This is a genomic window from Nodosilinea sp. LEGE 07298, assembly GCF_015207265.1.
Taxonomy (GTDB): Bacteria; Cyanobacteriota; Cyanobacteriia; order Phormidesmidales; family Phormidesmidaceae; genus Nodosilinea.
Window position 1 is genome coordinate 1 of sequence record NZ_JADEXE010000200.1, and the last position, 12,682, is coordinate 12,682.

The window sequence follows — 12,682 nt, forward strand, 5'->3', positions numbered from 1 at the left end:
GGATGTAGACGTGGAGCGGCTTACCGAAGGATGGGAATAGAGTAAGTTCAAAATTCAAGATTGAGATCAAAATTGAGAATTCAAAGTTTGGCACTTTGCACTCCTCCTGCCTCATCTACTCATCTTCCTCACCCCCTCACCTACTCATCTTCCTCACCACCTCACCTACCTCCCCGCCTCCCAATGCCACTCTTCAACACCATTACCATCCGTACCCCTGAGAGCGTTGAGCTGGAGTTTGTGCTGGCTGGGGTGGGCAGCCGGGCTGTAGCGCTGACCCTCGACTACCTGTGCTTGGGGACGGGACTGGTAGGGCTGACCCTGGTCTATAGCTTTTTGCTGGTGCGACTGCTGGCTATGGAAACGGTGCTGTCGATTCCGAGTGAGACGGTGCAGCTGTGGGTGACGGCGATCGCCGCCATCCTGGCCTTCTTTATCTACATTGGCTACTTTGCGCTGTTTGAAACCTGGTGGTACGGCCAGACCCCCGGCAAGCGCTACGCTAAAATTCGCGTCATTCGCGACGATGGCCAGCCCGAGCGGCTGCCCCAGGCCACACTGCGATCGCTGCTGCGGCCCATCGACGATATTTTGTTTATTGGCTTTTTCTGCATCCTGCTCAGCAAAACCGAGAAGCGGGTGGGCGACTGGCTGGCGGGCACTCTGGTGGTGCAGACCGACGCCGTCACCAATGGCGAGATTCAAGTGCCCGAGCGATCGCAGGCGATCGGCAAAGACCTGCTGGCGCTGGTCGACATCACCCGTCTCTCCCCCGACGACTTTGCCACCGTGCGCGAGTTTTTGCAGCGGCGGCAGGCGATGAGCCCCAAAGCCAAAACCCTGGTTAGTGACCAGCTGGCCCGCCGCTTTAAAAGTCAGCTGGCGCTCGAAACCCTACCTACCGAAATGACCACCGATACCTTTTTAGAAGCCCTCTACTACGCCTATCAGCACAGTAGGTGAGCAGAGTTTAAGAGCAGCAGAGATTAACCTCATCCCCTCACATTCCAATTATGAGGAGCACCTTAAATCATAGAGAATCCTTATAACTGGGCTGCTATCATTCGCAAGATAGGTGTTTTACTTCCCTTTACTTACGGCCCAGGTCATGTTCTTCGACCCTATTTACATTCTGTTAGTTGCCATCCCCACCGGCGTGCTGACCTTTTGGGCACAGAGTCGGGTTAAGGGTACGTATCGCAAGTATTCCAAAGTACAGTCCAACATGGGCATGACCGGTGCCCAGGTGGCCCAAACCATTTTGGCTAAAAAGGGTGTGCGCAACATCAAAGTCGAGCCAGTGGCGGGCGAATTGACCGACCACTACGACCCCAGCGCCAAAGCGGTACGCCTCTCCCAAGGGATTTACGGCTCCGGGTCGCTGGCGGCGGCAGCGGTGGCAGCTCACGAGTGCGGCCACGTGCTGCAAGACGTGGAGGGCTACAAGTTCATGAACCTGCGGGCAGCGCTGGTACCGGCGGTGAACTTAGGCTCTCGGCTAGGCCCCATACTGATCATGGCGGGGCTGATTCTCAATTTTTTGAACCTGGCCTGGCTGGGGGTGATTTTCTTTGCCACAGTTTTGCTGTTTCACGTAGTTACCCTGCCGGTTGAGTTTGATGCCTCACGCCGCGCCCTGCGGCTGGTCGATGAGCTGGGCATTCTACAGGGCGAGGAGAATAAGGGGGCGCGGGCCGTGCTGAGTGCGGCAGCCCTCACCTACGTGGCGACCGCCTTCACCGCCTTTCTCAACTTGCTGTACTACATAATGTTAATTAACCGCCGCCGTTAAACCCGTGCTGCCATGACTGCTCCGTCGCCCGCTCCATTGCCAACTGCTGAGTTTTATGAAGGCATTGCCGAAACCATCGACAATATCAGCCTCAGGCGCGATCGGGCGACGGGCAATCGCATCGTGCTGCTGACTTTTAACCAGCTGCGGGCGATCGAGCGATTCCAAAGTTTTCGCAGTCGGTTTGCCAAAGCGCTGAAACTGATTGATGAAGAGGGCGCGATCGCCATTGAGCCCGAGGGCATTAAATTTATTTTTGGTGGCCCCGAGGGCGACGACCTGCAGCGGGTAGAGTGCAAGCTGGTCATCGATCGCGACGATCACTGGGATCGCCTGATGCGCTTCATGCAGCGCTATGCTCAAGCAAACGGCATGGCCTATGGTGAATCGCCCCAGGCAGATGGTTTATCCTAGACCAAGCCCACCGCTATGGCAGGGTTTTGTTTACCCAGAATCAGGTGCCCATGAAAATTGCAATTACTGGAGCCACAGGTTTCGTTGGTAGCCGCCTGGTAGAACGGCTCCAGGCCGAAGGTCATAGCGTTGTGGCGCTGACCCGCAGCGTTGATCATGGCCGTCGGGTGTTTCCCGCCGCCAATTTTCCTAAGGTCGAAGTAGTGGGCTATAGCCCGCTGGAGTCGGGAGACTGGCAAACTGGCGTATTGTCGGGCTGCGATGGGGTAGTAAACCTGGCCGGAGCACCGATTTCGGAGCGCTGGAGCGACGAGCACAAGCAGGCCATCATGGACAGCCGCCAGGTGGGCACCGACAAGCTGGTTGAAGCCCTGGCCAAGGCCGACCCGAAGCCAACGGTATGGGTCAATGCCTCCGCCATTGGCTACTACGGCACCAGCGAAACCGCCACCTTTGACGAAACCAGCACACCCATCGACAACGATTTTCTCTCCCAAGTCTGCCAGGCGTGGGAAGGGGCGGCTCAGCCGGTCAAAGACTACGGCACTCGCCTGGTGATTTTGCGCTTTGGCATTGTGCTGGGCATGGGCGGGGCGGTGGCCAAAATGCTGACCCCCTTTCGCATGTTTGCTGGAGGGCCTATCGGCAGCGGACAACAGTGGTTCTCCTGGATTCACCGCGACGACGTCGTCAACCTAATTGTGCAGGCTCTGCAAGATCCGCAAATGGAGGGAGTTTACAACGCTACCGCCCCCAATCCCGTACGTATGGGCGAATTTTGTAGAACCCTCGGCAAAGTGCTGAACCGCCCCTCCTGGCTACCCGTACCCGACTTTGTGCTAGAAGCCATTTTGGGCGACGGTGCCCAGGTTGTGCTGGAAGGGCAGCAGGTATTACCCAAGCGTACCGAGGCCAGCGGATTTACCTACCACTACACCCAAGTTAAAGACGCCCTCGACGACATTGTTTAAGTTCCCAAGCTTTAGAGATTAAGCCCAAAGACGCCATGGATATTGGTGAACTGCGCCGCGACTACACCCAGCGGGGGCTGGATGTAGCTGACCTTAACCCCGACCCCTTTGCCCAGTTTGAGCTGTGGTTTCAGCAGGCCCGCGAGGCCGAACTGCTGGAGCCCAACGCCCTGGTGCTCTCTACGGTGTCGGCTGAGGGAGCACCCTACCAGCGCACGGTGCTGCTCAAGTATTTCGATCGCAAGGGCTTTGTTTTTTTCACCAACTACGGCAGCCGTAAGGCCCAGCACATCGCGGTCAATGCCCAGGTATCGCTGCTGTTTCCGTGGTATCCGCTAGAGCGGCAGCTGGCGATCGCGGGTACCGCCAGCAAAATTTCGGCAGCCGAGTCGCTCAGGTATTTTTCGTCGCGCCCTCGCGGCAGCCAGCTGGGGGCCTGGGTATCGCAGCAGAGCAGCATTATCTCCTCGCGACAGCTGCTAGAGATGCAGTTTGAAAAAATGAAGGAAAAATTTCTCAACCAGTCGGTACCCCTGCCCGACTTTTGGGGGGGCTACCGAGTCAAGCCCACCAGCTTTGAATTTTGGCAGGGGCGACCCAGCCGCCTGCACGATCGTTTTTTGTACAGTCAGCAAGAGAGCCAAGCAGGAGGAGAATGGGCGATCGCCCGCCTTTCTCCCTAGGGCGTGCCATCAATTCTGGCCACAATTCTTAGCCTATCAGCGCTGCTACGCCCGACCCAAAAAACAAGCTAGTACTCGACGGTTGAAATATGCCCACCATTCTGAATTGCTTGGCTCCCTAGCCCCCGGAGAATACTAAACTTGCGCCGCAGAGTACTAGGAACTGTAACCGCTGACTCTCAGGCCATCAGCCATCCATTGATGACAGCCCCTAGACCAGCAGACTAAAATCGACCCGCTCATAGATATCCATCATTGGTAGGCGGGCATCGGTAATGGCCAACTCCACCACCGAGTCTAGGCCCGTCTGGGCGGTCATCCCCCAGAGGTTTTCTTCAGCCCGATAAAACTGCTCGACTCGGGCCTCTACCTGGTGCACAAACACGTAAGCTTGCAGATACGGAATCGTTCGGCAATGGCGAAAGATGCCGCCTCGTTCTGGCAGAGTCGCCGCCTCGGGATGGTAGCCAGGGGTAGGATCGGCCAAAATCTCAAACATGACGCAGGGGTTGAGCACGCGATCGCTCTGGCCGTCGTGCAGCAGCGGTTCGCCCGCCACCACCAACAGGTCGGGATGCACCCCCAGTCCCTGATCCGGTAGCCATACCTGCACGCCTCGGGGCAGCACCTCATAAAGGCTGTGACCACAGGTGACATCCATCAGACGCATCAGGTTGCGCAAGATGCGGCCCTGGTTAACCGAACCATCACTCATACCAGTCTTCGGCTTCGCCCCCCACGACCACATTGCGAATACGGAGACTGGGGCCACCGCAGCCTACGGGCAGTCCATTCTGCCCACCCTTTCCACAGCCCCCCGACTCATCCCAATAAAAATCATCGCCGATCGCTTCAATATCGGCCAGGGTGCGAAACACGTTGCCCGACAGGGTGACATCACGCACGGGTTCGGCTAGCTGCCCATTGCGAATCATCCAGGCTTCTCCGGCGGTAAAGGTAAACATTTCGCCATTGGTCATGCCTTCTAGCCAGTTGCGGGCGTAGACGCCTTCTTTAATATCGGCGAACAGGTCGTTAACCGGGGTGGTACCGCGCTCGATCCAGGTGTTGGTCATGCGCACCAGCGGCGAATAGTGGTAGTTGAGGCAGCGGGCGTTGCCAGTGGGCTGCTCGCCCAGTTTGCCCGCCGTTTCGCGAGAGTGCAGCCGCCCGACTAGCACCCCATCCTGAATCAGCTGAGTGGTGGTGGCAGGGGTGCCTTCATCGTCATAGAAGTAACTGCCTCGATGGCCGACCGGGGCCGCCCCATCAAAAATTTGTAGGTCACGGGGGCCAAACCGGCGGCCCATGCTCATAGATTCGAGCAGGTCGGGGTTCTCGTAGGCCATATCGGCTTCCGAAAGGTGGCCAAAGGCCTCATGGACAAACAATCCAGTCAAAATTGGATCAATAACAACGCTGTAGGTGGCCCCCCGCACCGAGGGCAACTCTAGCGCCGCAACAGCCCGCTGGGCGGCTCCCATCACCTGGTCATTCAGATTCTCCAGGTCTTCGTAGGCTTTGCGCGAGCCGGTCGTTTCGCGCCCGGTTTGCACGGTGTCGCCGTCGCGGGCGGTGGCGGCAAACCGCATTTCCATATCCGACCAGGCTTGATCAATCAGCGCGCCCTCAGAGGTGGCCAGCAGCACCCGTTGAGCCACATCGGTATAGCGCACAGAGGTGGTGGCAATGCGGTTATCTACGCTCTGGAGTAGGTCAGCATAGTGGCTACACAGAGCTTTTTTGCGAGCTAAAGAAACAAAACGCGGGTCAGTACCTACTAAGGGCAGGCGACGGGTAATTTGTACTGGGTCAACCGGTGCCAGCAGGGTTTCATCGTGGCCGACCAGACGAGCCGCAGCTACAGCCGCCTCGACACAGGGAGCCAGGCTCTCCAGGTCGTTAAAGCTGGCAAAGCCCCAGCCGCCTCGGTAGCAGGCCCGCACATGGCCCCCGATCGCGATCGCCTCGCTGAGGGTCTCGGCTTTGCCCCCCCGCAAGAAAATATCGGTGCCCTCTGACTGCTCCAGGCGAATCGCCAGGTAGTCTACGCGCGGACCCCAGCGATCGCACAGTTCCTGCATTCGGGTCTTTGCCTGGTCAATCGCCTCTGCCATACCCTATACCCCGCCGCTTTTCCCAAATGTATCATTCAGAAGCCCATGCTCTCAGGTGAAGATCACAGGCTAAAATCACAGGTATGACTACAGACTTTGACTACGCCCTGCCCCCCGCCGTAAAACGGATTTCAGGCTCCTTTCGCCTGGTGGGCTGGATTAGCTTTTGGACTCAGGTTGTACTGGCAGCAATTTCCAGCCTGGTGCTGCTGTTTGCCAGCATCAATTTAACCGCGCGATCGGGGACTGGGGGGGGCAACCCCGGCACTGGCGTGGGACTATTGTTTGCTGGACTGGGGTTAGTAGCCGTTTACTTTAGCGCCTTTTGGGCCTTTCGCTACACCCGCTTAGGCCGACGACTGCGCAGCCGCGACACCAGCAAGCGCCCCAGCCCCAAAGATGCCATTCAAGCCCTGCGGCTGGGCACCGTAATCAGCATGGCGGGTATGTTAGTCACCCTGTTTGGCAGTCAAGCGCTGATTGGGTCACTGTTGGGCAAGGCGCTGGCTCAGCCCCAGGGAGGTACGGTATTTGTACCTGGCAATATTAATCAGTACGTAGAAGCCTTCGACATTTTTGTCGTGCAGGCCAACACCAACACCCTACTGGCCCACTTTGTATCGCTGGCCGCAACGCTGTGGCTATTGCGTGTCGTCAACCGAGCGTAGAAACAGAAACCGGTTTTTGTAGTTAACTCCGCTGTTTGTCAGAAAACAGCAGGGTAGAAACCCAGTTTCTTGGACTTGCCTATGCCATGACCATGCCGCCATCGACGTTAAATACTTGGCCGGTAATATAGGCAGCCGCTGGGTCGGACGCTAAAAACCGCACCATACCGGCAATATCTTCGGGCTGGCCAAACCGCCCCAGGGGAATAAACTTGAGAATATCTTCGGTGTTGTTTAGTTCGCCAGTCATGTCGGTTTCAATAAAGCCGGGGGCCACGGCATTGGCCGTTACCCCTCGACTGGCCAGTTCCTTAGCCACAGTCTTAGTAAAACCAATCACTCCGGCCTTGGCGGCGCTGTAGTTGGCCTGCCCAGGGTTGCCCATCTGCCCTGCCACTGAGGCGATGTTGATAATGCGGCCCGATCGCTGCTTCAGCATCAGTTTAGCCACAGCGCGGGTGCACAAAAATACGCCAGTTAGATTGAGGTCAATGACGGCCTGCCAGTCTTCGGGCTTCATCCGTAGCAGCAGGGTGTCGCGGGTAATGCCAGCGTTGTTGACTAAAATGTCGACCCGGCCAAATTTCTCTAGGGTGCCGCTGATGAGAGCGTCTACCTGATCAACCTTAGAGACATCGGCCTGGATGGCGATCGCGCTACCCCCACTCGATTCAATCTCAGCCACCACTGCATCAGCCGCCGCGCTGGAGCGAGCATAATTAACGACGACCTGGGCACCAGCTGCGGCTAGGGCGATCGCCACGGCTCGACCAATCCCGCGCGATGCCCCCGTAACCACAGCAACCTGGCCCTCCAGGGATGGGGATGATGCGCTCATGGGGTCACCTCACTCAGCAAACGTGCCCATTGTTTGTATCACGAAATGGGGCAGTTGAGAATTGAAGTATGCGACCGTTTACTCAGACTCATCTGCTGGAGGTGCCTTACTGTATTGCGCTTACCAAGACACAAACCAATCAGGTAGAACTATGGCCGACCGCATTACCGACGGTACCATTAGAGGCCCGAGATCGGAATGTAATACTCATTTTACAGGCAGCAAGGCTGCCTACGACCTCTGAATTGATACAGCCAACCTCTACCGCCGCTCGCTTTATCAAAGGCTGAAGCGAATTAGCTACAGATAGAAGCAGAAAACCAGCAAGAGGTTAGTCAGTCGCTACGTTAGGATCTTCGCATTCAGCATTGTTGGCGGTTTTAAGACTGCCCAGCAGGTTGGCAACAATAACGCACTGCTGAACACCACCATTGCCAGCGCGAATGCTGATAACAAAGGGCAGATCCTCACTAGATGCATCTTCTGGATCGATCACCGTGCCATCTGCTGGACTTGTGCCGACCGTAGGCATGCCGCGATAGTCAAACACTATCGTGTCAAAGTCATCATCTTGATCACCGTCTGCTACAACGTAAGACCTGAGCTGAATGTTGCCAGGGTTATCGCCGCTGTCTCCCAAACTTTGTTCGAGGCCATTGACAACTACAGTGGGAGAAGCGGCCCCATCATTGATTTGTACGGGGAAAGTTATACGACGTTGAATAGCATCTTGCTGTGCATTTTTTAATGTCTGAATCAAGTCGCTCTCAACGGCACTTACCCGCTGGCGGCTGAGAAAAGCTAACCAGCCCGGAGCAGCAATGGCAGCTAAAATACCGGCGATAATCACTACCACCAGCACCTCGATTAGAGTGAACCCAGCGGTTTGGTTGGTTCTGCGAAAGGCAAAGTGTTTCATGGCGAGCAACGCTGGTGAAAACTGCTGATAAACGATTCAAAGGCCAAAGGTCAGCTAGAAAAAGCCCTGGCTTAATGGCTAGAGTTGCCTCTCGATTCTGCCACGCACCAAAACCTCGGTGCTGATGGTGGGTAGACTGCTGTTCCGGCTAGTAGGGCCAAAAATAACAGCGGTGCCAGTGCCTGGTTCTACGGTGCTGCCCCGCAAAAATACAGACATGCTCTGGTTGAGAGGGTTAGCTCCGGCACCTGTATCTCTCACGCAGACAAAAAAGTTGTTGGATTCTACTGTTGTAGCTGGCAAAAAAGGTGCAGGGCATTCGACATCCCCTAAATCATCATTATGGACATCAATAAAATCGGCCAAGACGGGTTTGCTACCTCTGGTGGTGTTGCCATCGGGCGTCCAGAGGGCGAAGCCATCTCTGGTCAGAGATGGGTCGCGATATCCCTCGGTTACTTCCTGGTCATCGAGGTCGGAGTAGTTGGTCAACTCGTAGCGAATAATGCGCCCTGGGCCAGACCAAATGTCGCCAGGGTTATTGGGTCGATGAAAGTAAACTACTAGGTCGTAGACATTTTGCCGCACCCTGAGAGTTTCACATATATCAGTGGTGCAACCAGCTATATCACCAATGTTAATGGGCTTCAACCGCCAAAATGCCAGCACAGGGATACTGTCTGCTGGAGCATCTGTTAGCTGGGCAGCTACTGCTGCTGGGTTTGCATAGACGAAGACCGCTTCTCGGGCATCTCGACTGATGTAGTCTAAGGCTCGCCTGGTGTCTTGCTGGGCTTGGGTGAGGCGTTCTTCTCGCACGTTAGTACCCAATAGCTCAACGACTAGGTACAGCATGCTAGTTATGATGACGGAACCAACGGCAATGGCTATCAAGAGCTCAGCCAAGGTAAACCCACGACGGTTGGTTTTGGTTCTTTGCAAGAGCCAGCGCGTTAAGGTTACTGAGGGGAGATGAGATGACATGGGACTAAGAACCCATAAAAGAACAGAAATGTCAGAGATGTCAGAGATTTTTCGCTGAGCGAGTTTATCAAGGGTAGCTAGTAGGCTACCAACAATCGTCTTAACCGTCTTAACTAAGGAATTGCTTCGCAGAGAGTCGGTAACGCACTGTTCTCACCAGTGGTGCTATTGAAATAGGTGATCATATTGCACATTGAATCGCCCTCATCGCTAGCGGCGATCGTGGTATAAAGGGCAGCCATTGGGCGGGTGCTGCGACCGCGATCGCTGGCGGTCATCACTAGAGATGCGGGGTCGGTAGCGAGCGTGCCTGTGGCAGAGCGATCATAAACCCGTACCCCCATAGCAAACGCGATCGGAATGCCGTTCGCATTAACTTGACCTCTGGCCCGGTAGCGCTGAACAAAGAAGTCTATTTCTCCGTCGTCGTTGAGATCAATTGGTACAGCACGGATGGCGCTGGCCGCCCCAGCGTTTAGGGCTGTTGGTGCCGGGGCGGTAGTAACATCAGCGTCGTCTATGCCTGCTGCTAAGGGCGGCAGCACGGCGGCGGTATAGCCGCCGCGCTCGACTAAGACCCGAGTACTTTCGATTTCGCTCTGGGCCAGGGCCAGGGCCTGCTCGGCCCTTTGGCTGTGTACCCTGGTGGCCACCGAGATCACCAGTGCTGGGGCAATGGCGCTGGACACCAGAGCCACCATGACAATAGCGACTAAACACTCAATGAGCGTAAAGCCCTGCTGCTGTGCCTGCGCTCTTGGTCTATTCACCGCCTTGTGACCCGGTTGAGGGGCAAAAACGTGATGTCTTAACAGGTTGGTGATCATGGCAGACATTCCTTGACGATGGTATGGCCTGTTGCCCCGAGGGGGGCAACAAAACTGCTCTTAACTAGGCGGGGCAGGCACCTCGGATTTCTTCGTTGTAGACGAAGCCACCCCCGTCTCTTTCTGCACAGCGCAGGTTGGTGATGTAGGGGTCGTCGGAGGGCAGCTCGCGGAAGTACTCGCTGCGAGGGGTGCCCACCGAGACAAAGCGCCGAGCGGCAGCAGCCGGAGGGTAGTAGAGCAAGCCTGGGTCGTAGCCCCAGCGCCGGGCAGGGGCATTGTAGTAGCCAAGCTGCTCAGAGTTGGTGGGGTTAGTGCCGGGCTGCCAGGCATCGTGCTCGAAGGGGCCGGTGGAGCCAGTGGAAAAGTTGAGCTGGAAGAAGGCTCCGGCAATTTGCAAAGCCCTGCCGTCCCAGCTTTCGAGCAGTCGGGGGAAGTTGTGTAGGCCACCATTGGACTGCTGAACCCGGTTGGGCACAACGCCCCCAATAAATACCGCATTGACGAAGGCATTTTCGGTGGCTGGAACAGCTCGGGTATTGCGTCGGATGTTGTTAGAATCGCCACCTATCGTAGTCCAGTCGGCTGCGGGTATGTCGCGAATTGGGCTTCGTGTAGTGGGTGCAGTCTCTCTAAATGAATCGCCGTTGCGGTCAACAAAGACCGGGGATGGAGAAGTTGCTAAAGAAGCGCTTCCATTTTCTCTGACCACAGTGACGGCAGCGGTGGGTCGGCTCTGGCTCATATAAGAGGTATTGCCTACAGCAGCGCCACCTGGTCTAGCCTTGATGTAGGTATCTTCGGCAGCGCCGTCGAGAAAGCCTTCTGACAAGATGGTGAGAGCGTCGGTCAAAATCTCTACGGGTCGCCAGGTGTCTTGGTCGGGCTGAGAGAACCTTTCATCGACGGTGGCCTCTGTTCTATCGGTATAGAAATTGTTAAATGTCCAATTTACACCGCCAATTTTCTCATCAAATTCCTCGATTAGGGTGGCGGCAGTGGCAGTGCCATTGGTGCTGTGCAGGTTGAGATTGCCCATGACGTAGGTGCTGTTATCGGTGACAAAGGTCATGCCGACCGCCCGAGCCCTGCCTCTACTCATGTCTGCCCCGTTGCGCAGCCTAAAGCCGTGGGGGCGACGGTCTGGGTCAGCAAAAAAGTCTACGGGCTTGAGGCTAATGCCTGCGGCAGTTAGGGGTGGGTCTGCTTCAGAACCTGGGGTGGTTACCATACGGCAAGCGGCAGAGGTGACATTTGCCACCGTGAGACAAGCACCAGAGTTTGCCGCAGAGGTACTGGGTCGCACAATTTCGTCTTCGCGCACGGCGTCTTCTCTGGAGGCGTAGATAATACCCTCGGTAAAGACGTCGCAGTCTTGGGTGTCGGGGTCGCAGGCGATGTCTGAGAGCCAGTAATCGGTGCCCCCAGCCACAGTGGTGTCGGTGAGTCGTTTGAGGTCAATGTCGAGCACCCGAACGCCCATTTGCTCTCGGCCATTGAACATGCCCTTGTCTAAGAAGGCCACTTCTCTGACGTTGCCAATGCCACCGAGGATGTGGTTGGACTGGGGGTTAAAGGCTGAGGCGGCAAGGGTCGTGCCGAGCAGGGGGGTTTGCCAGTTGGCAGCCAGCCGAGGGGCTAGGGCTATATCAACAGGGTTAACTATTCCATATGTATAGCCGTTGTTAACTCCAGTGCCAGCTGCATTGAAGGTATAACCGTTTCTGTTAGCCGCAGGGTCAATGTACTCTTCTGCAGATGGCTGAAGATTTCCAGCAGCTACATCACCATCGTGATCGTGATCGGCGATAGGGAAGAGGTAGAAAAGGGAGGGGTACTTAGGCCGCGAGGCGCAGACTAGAGCTACCCCAGCTCTTTCATCGGTTACCCCTCCAGCACCAGCCGCTGCATTAAATAAAGGGGCGAGAGAGCCACTGGGGTTATTCGGATGGCAGTTATCTGGGAACCTGAAAAGATAGCGTCTGCTTCCTTTCTGAACTTCATAGGCACCATAGGTTGTGGTTGATGGTGAAGGTTCAAACCCATAGGTTCTGTCGCGCTCAATTTGAGTTAAGTCGCCAAGCAAATCTACAAAACGAGTTTGGTTGGCATTAAAGCCAGCAATAGCAATTAACTGCTCTTTGGTCGGCCTGACATTGGTGCAATCGTACCGGTTGGCGTTAGCAGGGTCTTGAATGCACTGGGCCGCTAGGCTGCCAGCGGTAGGGCCACCATTACCGCCCCCAAAGGCATCCCAAATTGGCCTGCCAATTTGAGTCATAATCTGCCCCTGGTTGTTTGTACCCAGTAAGCGATTGCCCCACGAGTTGGCTCCACCAATTCTAGTTCCACCCAAGTTTGTGTCGAGTAAAATAGGGGTAGAGCGCTTAGGAGGCCAACGTGATGGCCAAGCAACGACGGAAGCGTGGAACCGCAGGCGATAAAACGATTTGTCTTCCCATTGCAGAC

Annotated in this window: 12 protein-coding genes and 2 pseudogenes; 6 read left to right on the forward strand and 8 right to left on the reverse strand. The window is 55.9% G+C overall.

The window, feature by feature from the left end:
* The first annotated feature begins 183 nt into the window (after positions 1 to 183).
* The 5 genes from IQ273_RS22560 to pdxH all read left to right on the forward strand — a co-directional run bounded on the left by IQ273_RS22560 (position 184) and on the right by pdxH (position 3,860).
* Complete coding sequence (locus tag IQ273_RS22560; RefSeq protein WP_194025413.1) at positions 184 to 963, forward strand: RDD family protein; 780 nt, start codon at positions 184 to 186, stop codon at positions 961 to 963.
* Positions 964 to 1,108: 145 nt separating this feature from the next.
* Positions 1,109 to 1,792, forward strand: a complete 684-nt coding sequence (locus IQ273_RS22565) for a zinc metallopeptidase (protein ID WP_194025414.1) — start codon at positions 1,109 to 1,111, stop codon at positions 1,790 to 1,792.
* 12 nt (positions 1,793 to 1,804) lie between these two features.
* Positions 1,805 to 2,206, forward strand: a complete 402-nt coding sequence (gene psb28, locus IQ273_RS22570; RefSeq protein ID WP_194025415.1) for a photosystem II reaction center protein Psb28 — start codon at positions 1,805 to 1,807, stop codon at positions 2,204 to 2,206.
* Between the two features lie 50 nt (positions 2,207 to 2,256).
* The gene (locus IQ273_RS22575; RefSeq protein ID WP_194025416.1) at positions 2,257 to 3,177 is read left to right on the forward strand and encodes a TIGR01777 family oxidoreductase; all 921 of its coding nucleotides are present in this window, start codon (positions 2,257 to 2,259) and stop codon (positions 3,175 to 3,177) included.
* 35 nt (positions 3,178 to 3,212) lie between these two features.
* On the forward strand, positions 3,213 to 3,860 hold the full coding sequence (pdxH, locus tag IQ273_RS22580; RefSeq protein ID WP_194025417.1) for a pyridoxamine 5'-phosphate oxidase: 648 nt from the start codon (positions 3,213 to 3,215) through the stop codon (positions 3,858 to 3,860).
* A gap of 211 nt (positions 3,861 to 4,071) precedes the next feature.
* Here the strand turns inward: pdxH and IQ273_RS22585 are convergent, their stop codons facing one another.
* Complete coding sequence (locus IQ273_RS22585; RefSeq protein ID WP_194025418.1) at positions 4,072 to 4,575, reverse strand: Uma2 family endonuclease; 504 nt, start codon at positions 4,573 to 4,575, stop codon at positions 4,072 to 4,074.
* Positions 4,568 to 5,977: a TldD/PmbA family protein gene (locus IQ273_RS22590; protein WP_194025419.1), complete on the reverse strand. Its 1,410-nt coding sequence runs from the start codon at positions 5,975 to 5,977 to the stop codon at positions 4,568 to 4,570. The genes IQ273_RS22585 and IQ273_RS22590 overlap by 8 nt, the downstream gene beginning before the upstream one ends.
* An 83-nt stretch (positions 5,978 to 6,060) precedes the next feature.
* Here IQ273_RS22590 and IQ273_RS22595 point away from each other — a divergent pair, with 83 nt between their 5' ends.
* Positions 6,061 to 6,645, forward strand: a complete 585-nt coding sequence (locus IQ273_RS22595; protein WP_194025420.1) for a DUF3611 family protein — start codon at positions 6,061 to 6,063, stop codon at positions 6,643 to 6,645.
* A gap of 79 nt (positions 6,646 to 6,724) precedes the next feature.
* Here IQ273_RS22595 and fabG read toward each other — a convergent pair whose 3' ends face one another.
* The 6 genes and pseudogenes from fabG to IQ273_RS22620 all read right to left on the reverse strand — a co-directional run.
* The gene (fabG, locus tag IQ273_RS22600; RefSeq protein ID WP_194025421.1) at positions 6,725 to 7,483 is read right to left on the reverse strand and encodes a 3-oxoacyl-[acyl-carrier-protein] reductase; all 759 of its coding nucleotides are present in this window, start codon (positions 7,481 to 7,483) and stop codon (positions 6,725 to 6,727) included.
* A 331-nt stretch (positions 7,484 to 7,814) separates the two neighbouring features.
* Positions 7,815 to 8,402: a Tfp pilus assembly protein FimT/FimU gene (locus tag IQ273_RS22605; protein ID WP_194025422.1), complete on the reverse strand. Its 588-nt coding sequence runs from the start codon at positions 8,400 to 8,402 to the stop codon at positions 7,815 to 7,817.
* A 78-nt stretch (positions 8,403 to 8,480) separates the two neighbouring features.
* Positions 8,481 to 9,257 carry a hypothetical protein gene (locus tag IQ273_RS22610; protein ID WP_255534652.1) on the reverse strand — a complete coding sequence of 259 codons (777 nt, stop codon included), beginning with the start codon at positions 9,255 to 9,257 and terminating at the stop codon, positions 8,481 to 8,483.
* A gap of 6 nt (positions 9,258 to 9,263) precedes the next feature.
* A pseudogene (locus IQ273_RS35945) lies at positions 9,264 to 9,386 on the reverse strand (prepilin-type N-terminal cleavage/methylation domain-containing protein); the annotation flags it as partial.
* A 113-nt stretch (positions 9,387 to 9,499) separates the two neighbouring features.
* Positions 9,500 to 10,213 (reverse strand): prepilin-type N-terminal cleavage/methylation domain-containing protein, encoded by a 714-nt coding sequence (locus IQ273_RS22615; RefSeq protein WP_194025424.1) that lies wholly within the window; start codon positions 10,211 to 10,213, stop codon positions 9,500 to 9,502.
* A 64-nt stretch (positions 10,214 to 10,277) separates the two neighbouring features.
* Positions 10,278 to 12,682, reverse strand: a pseudogene (locus IQ273_RS22620) (hypothetical protein); the annotation flags it as partial.

Coding starts and splice junctions, on each gene's coding strand:
- IQ273_RS22560 (WP_194025413.1), top strand. CDS start 184: ATGCCACTCTTCAACACCATTACCATCCGTACCCCTGAGAGCGTTGAG.
- IQ273_RS22565 (WP_194025414.1), top strand. CDS start 1,109: ATGTTCTTCGACCCTATTTACATTCTGTTAGTTGCCATCCCCACCGGC.
- psb28 (WP_194025415.1), top strand. CDS start 1,805: ATGACTGCTCCGTCGCCCGCTCCATTGCCAACTGCTGAGTTTTATGAA.
- IQ273_RS22575 (WP_194025416.1), top strand. CDS start 2,257: ATGAAAATTGCAATTACTGGAGCCACAGGTTTCGTTGGTAGCCGCCTG.
- pdxH (WP_194025417.1), top strand. CDS start 3,213: ATGGATATTGGTGAACTGCGCCGCGACTACACCCAGCGGGGGCTGGAT.
- IQ273_RS22585 (WP_194025418.1), bottom strand. CDS start 4,575: ATGAGTGATGGTTCGGTTAACCAGGGCCGCATCTTGCGCAACCTGATG.
- IQ273_RS22590 (WP_194025419.1), bottom strand. CDS start 5,977: ATGGCAGAGGCGATTGACCAGGCAAAGACCCGAATGCAGGAACTGTGC.
- IQ273_RS22595 (WP_194025420.1), top strand. CDS start 6,061: ATGACTACAGACTTTGACTACGCCCTGCCCCCCGCCGTAAAACGGATT.
- fabG (WP_194025421.1), bottom strand. CDS start 7,483: ATGAGCGCATCATCCCCATCCCTGGAGGGCCAGGTTGCTGTGGTTACG.
- IQ273_RS22605 (WP_194025422.1), bottom strand. CDS start 8,402: ATGAAACACTTTGCCTTTCGCAGAACCAACCAAACCGCTGGGTTCACT.
- IQ273_RS22610 (WP_255534652.1), bottom strand. CDS start 9,257: ATGCTGTACCTAGTCGTTGAGCTATTGGGTACTAACGTGCGAGAAGAA.
- IQ273_RS22615 (WP_194025424.1), bottom strand. CDS start 10,213: ATGATCACCAACCTGTTAAGACATCACGTTTTTGCCCCTCAACCGGGT.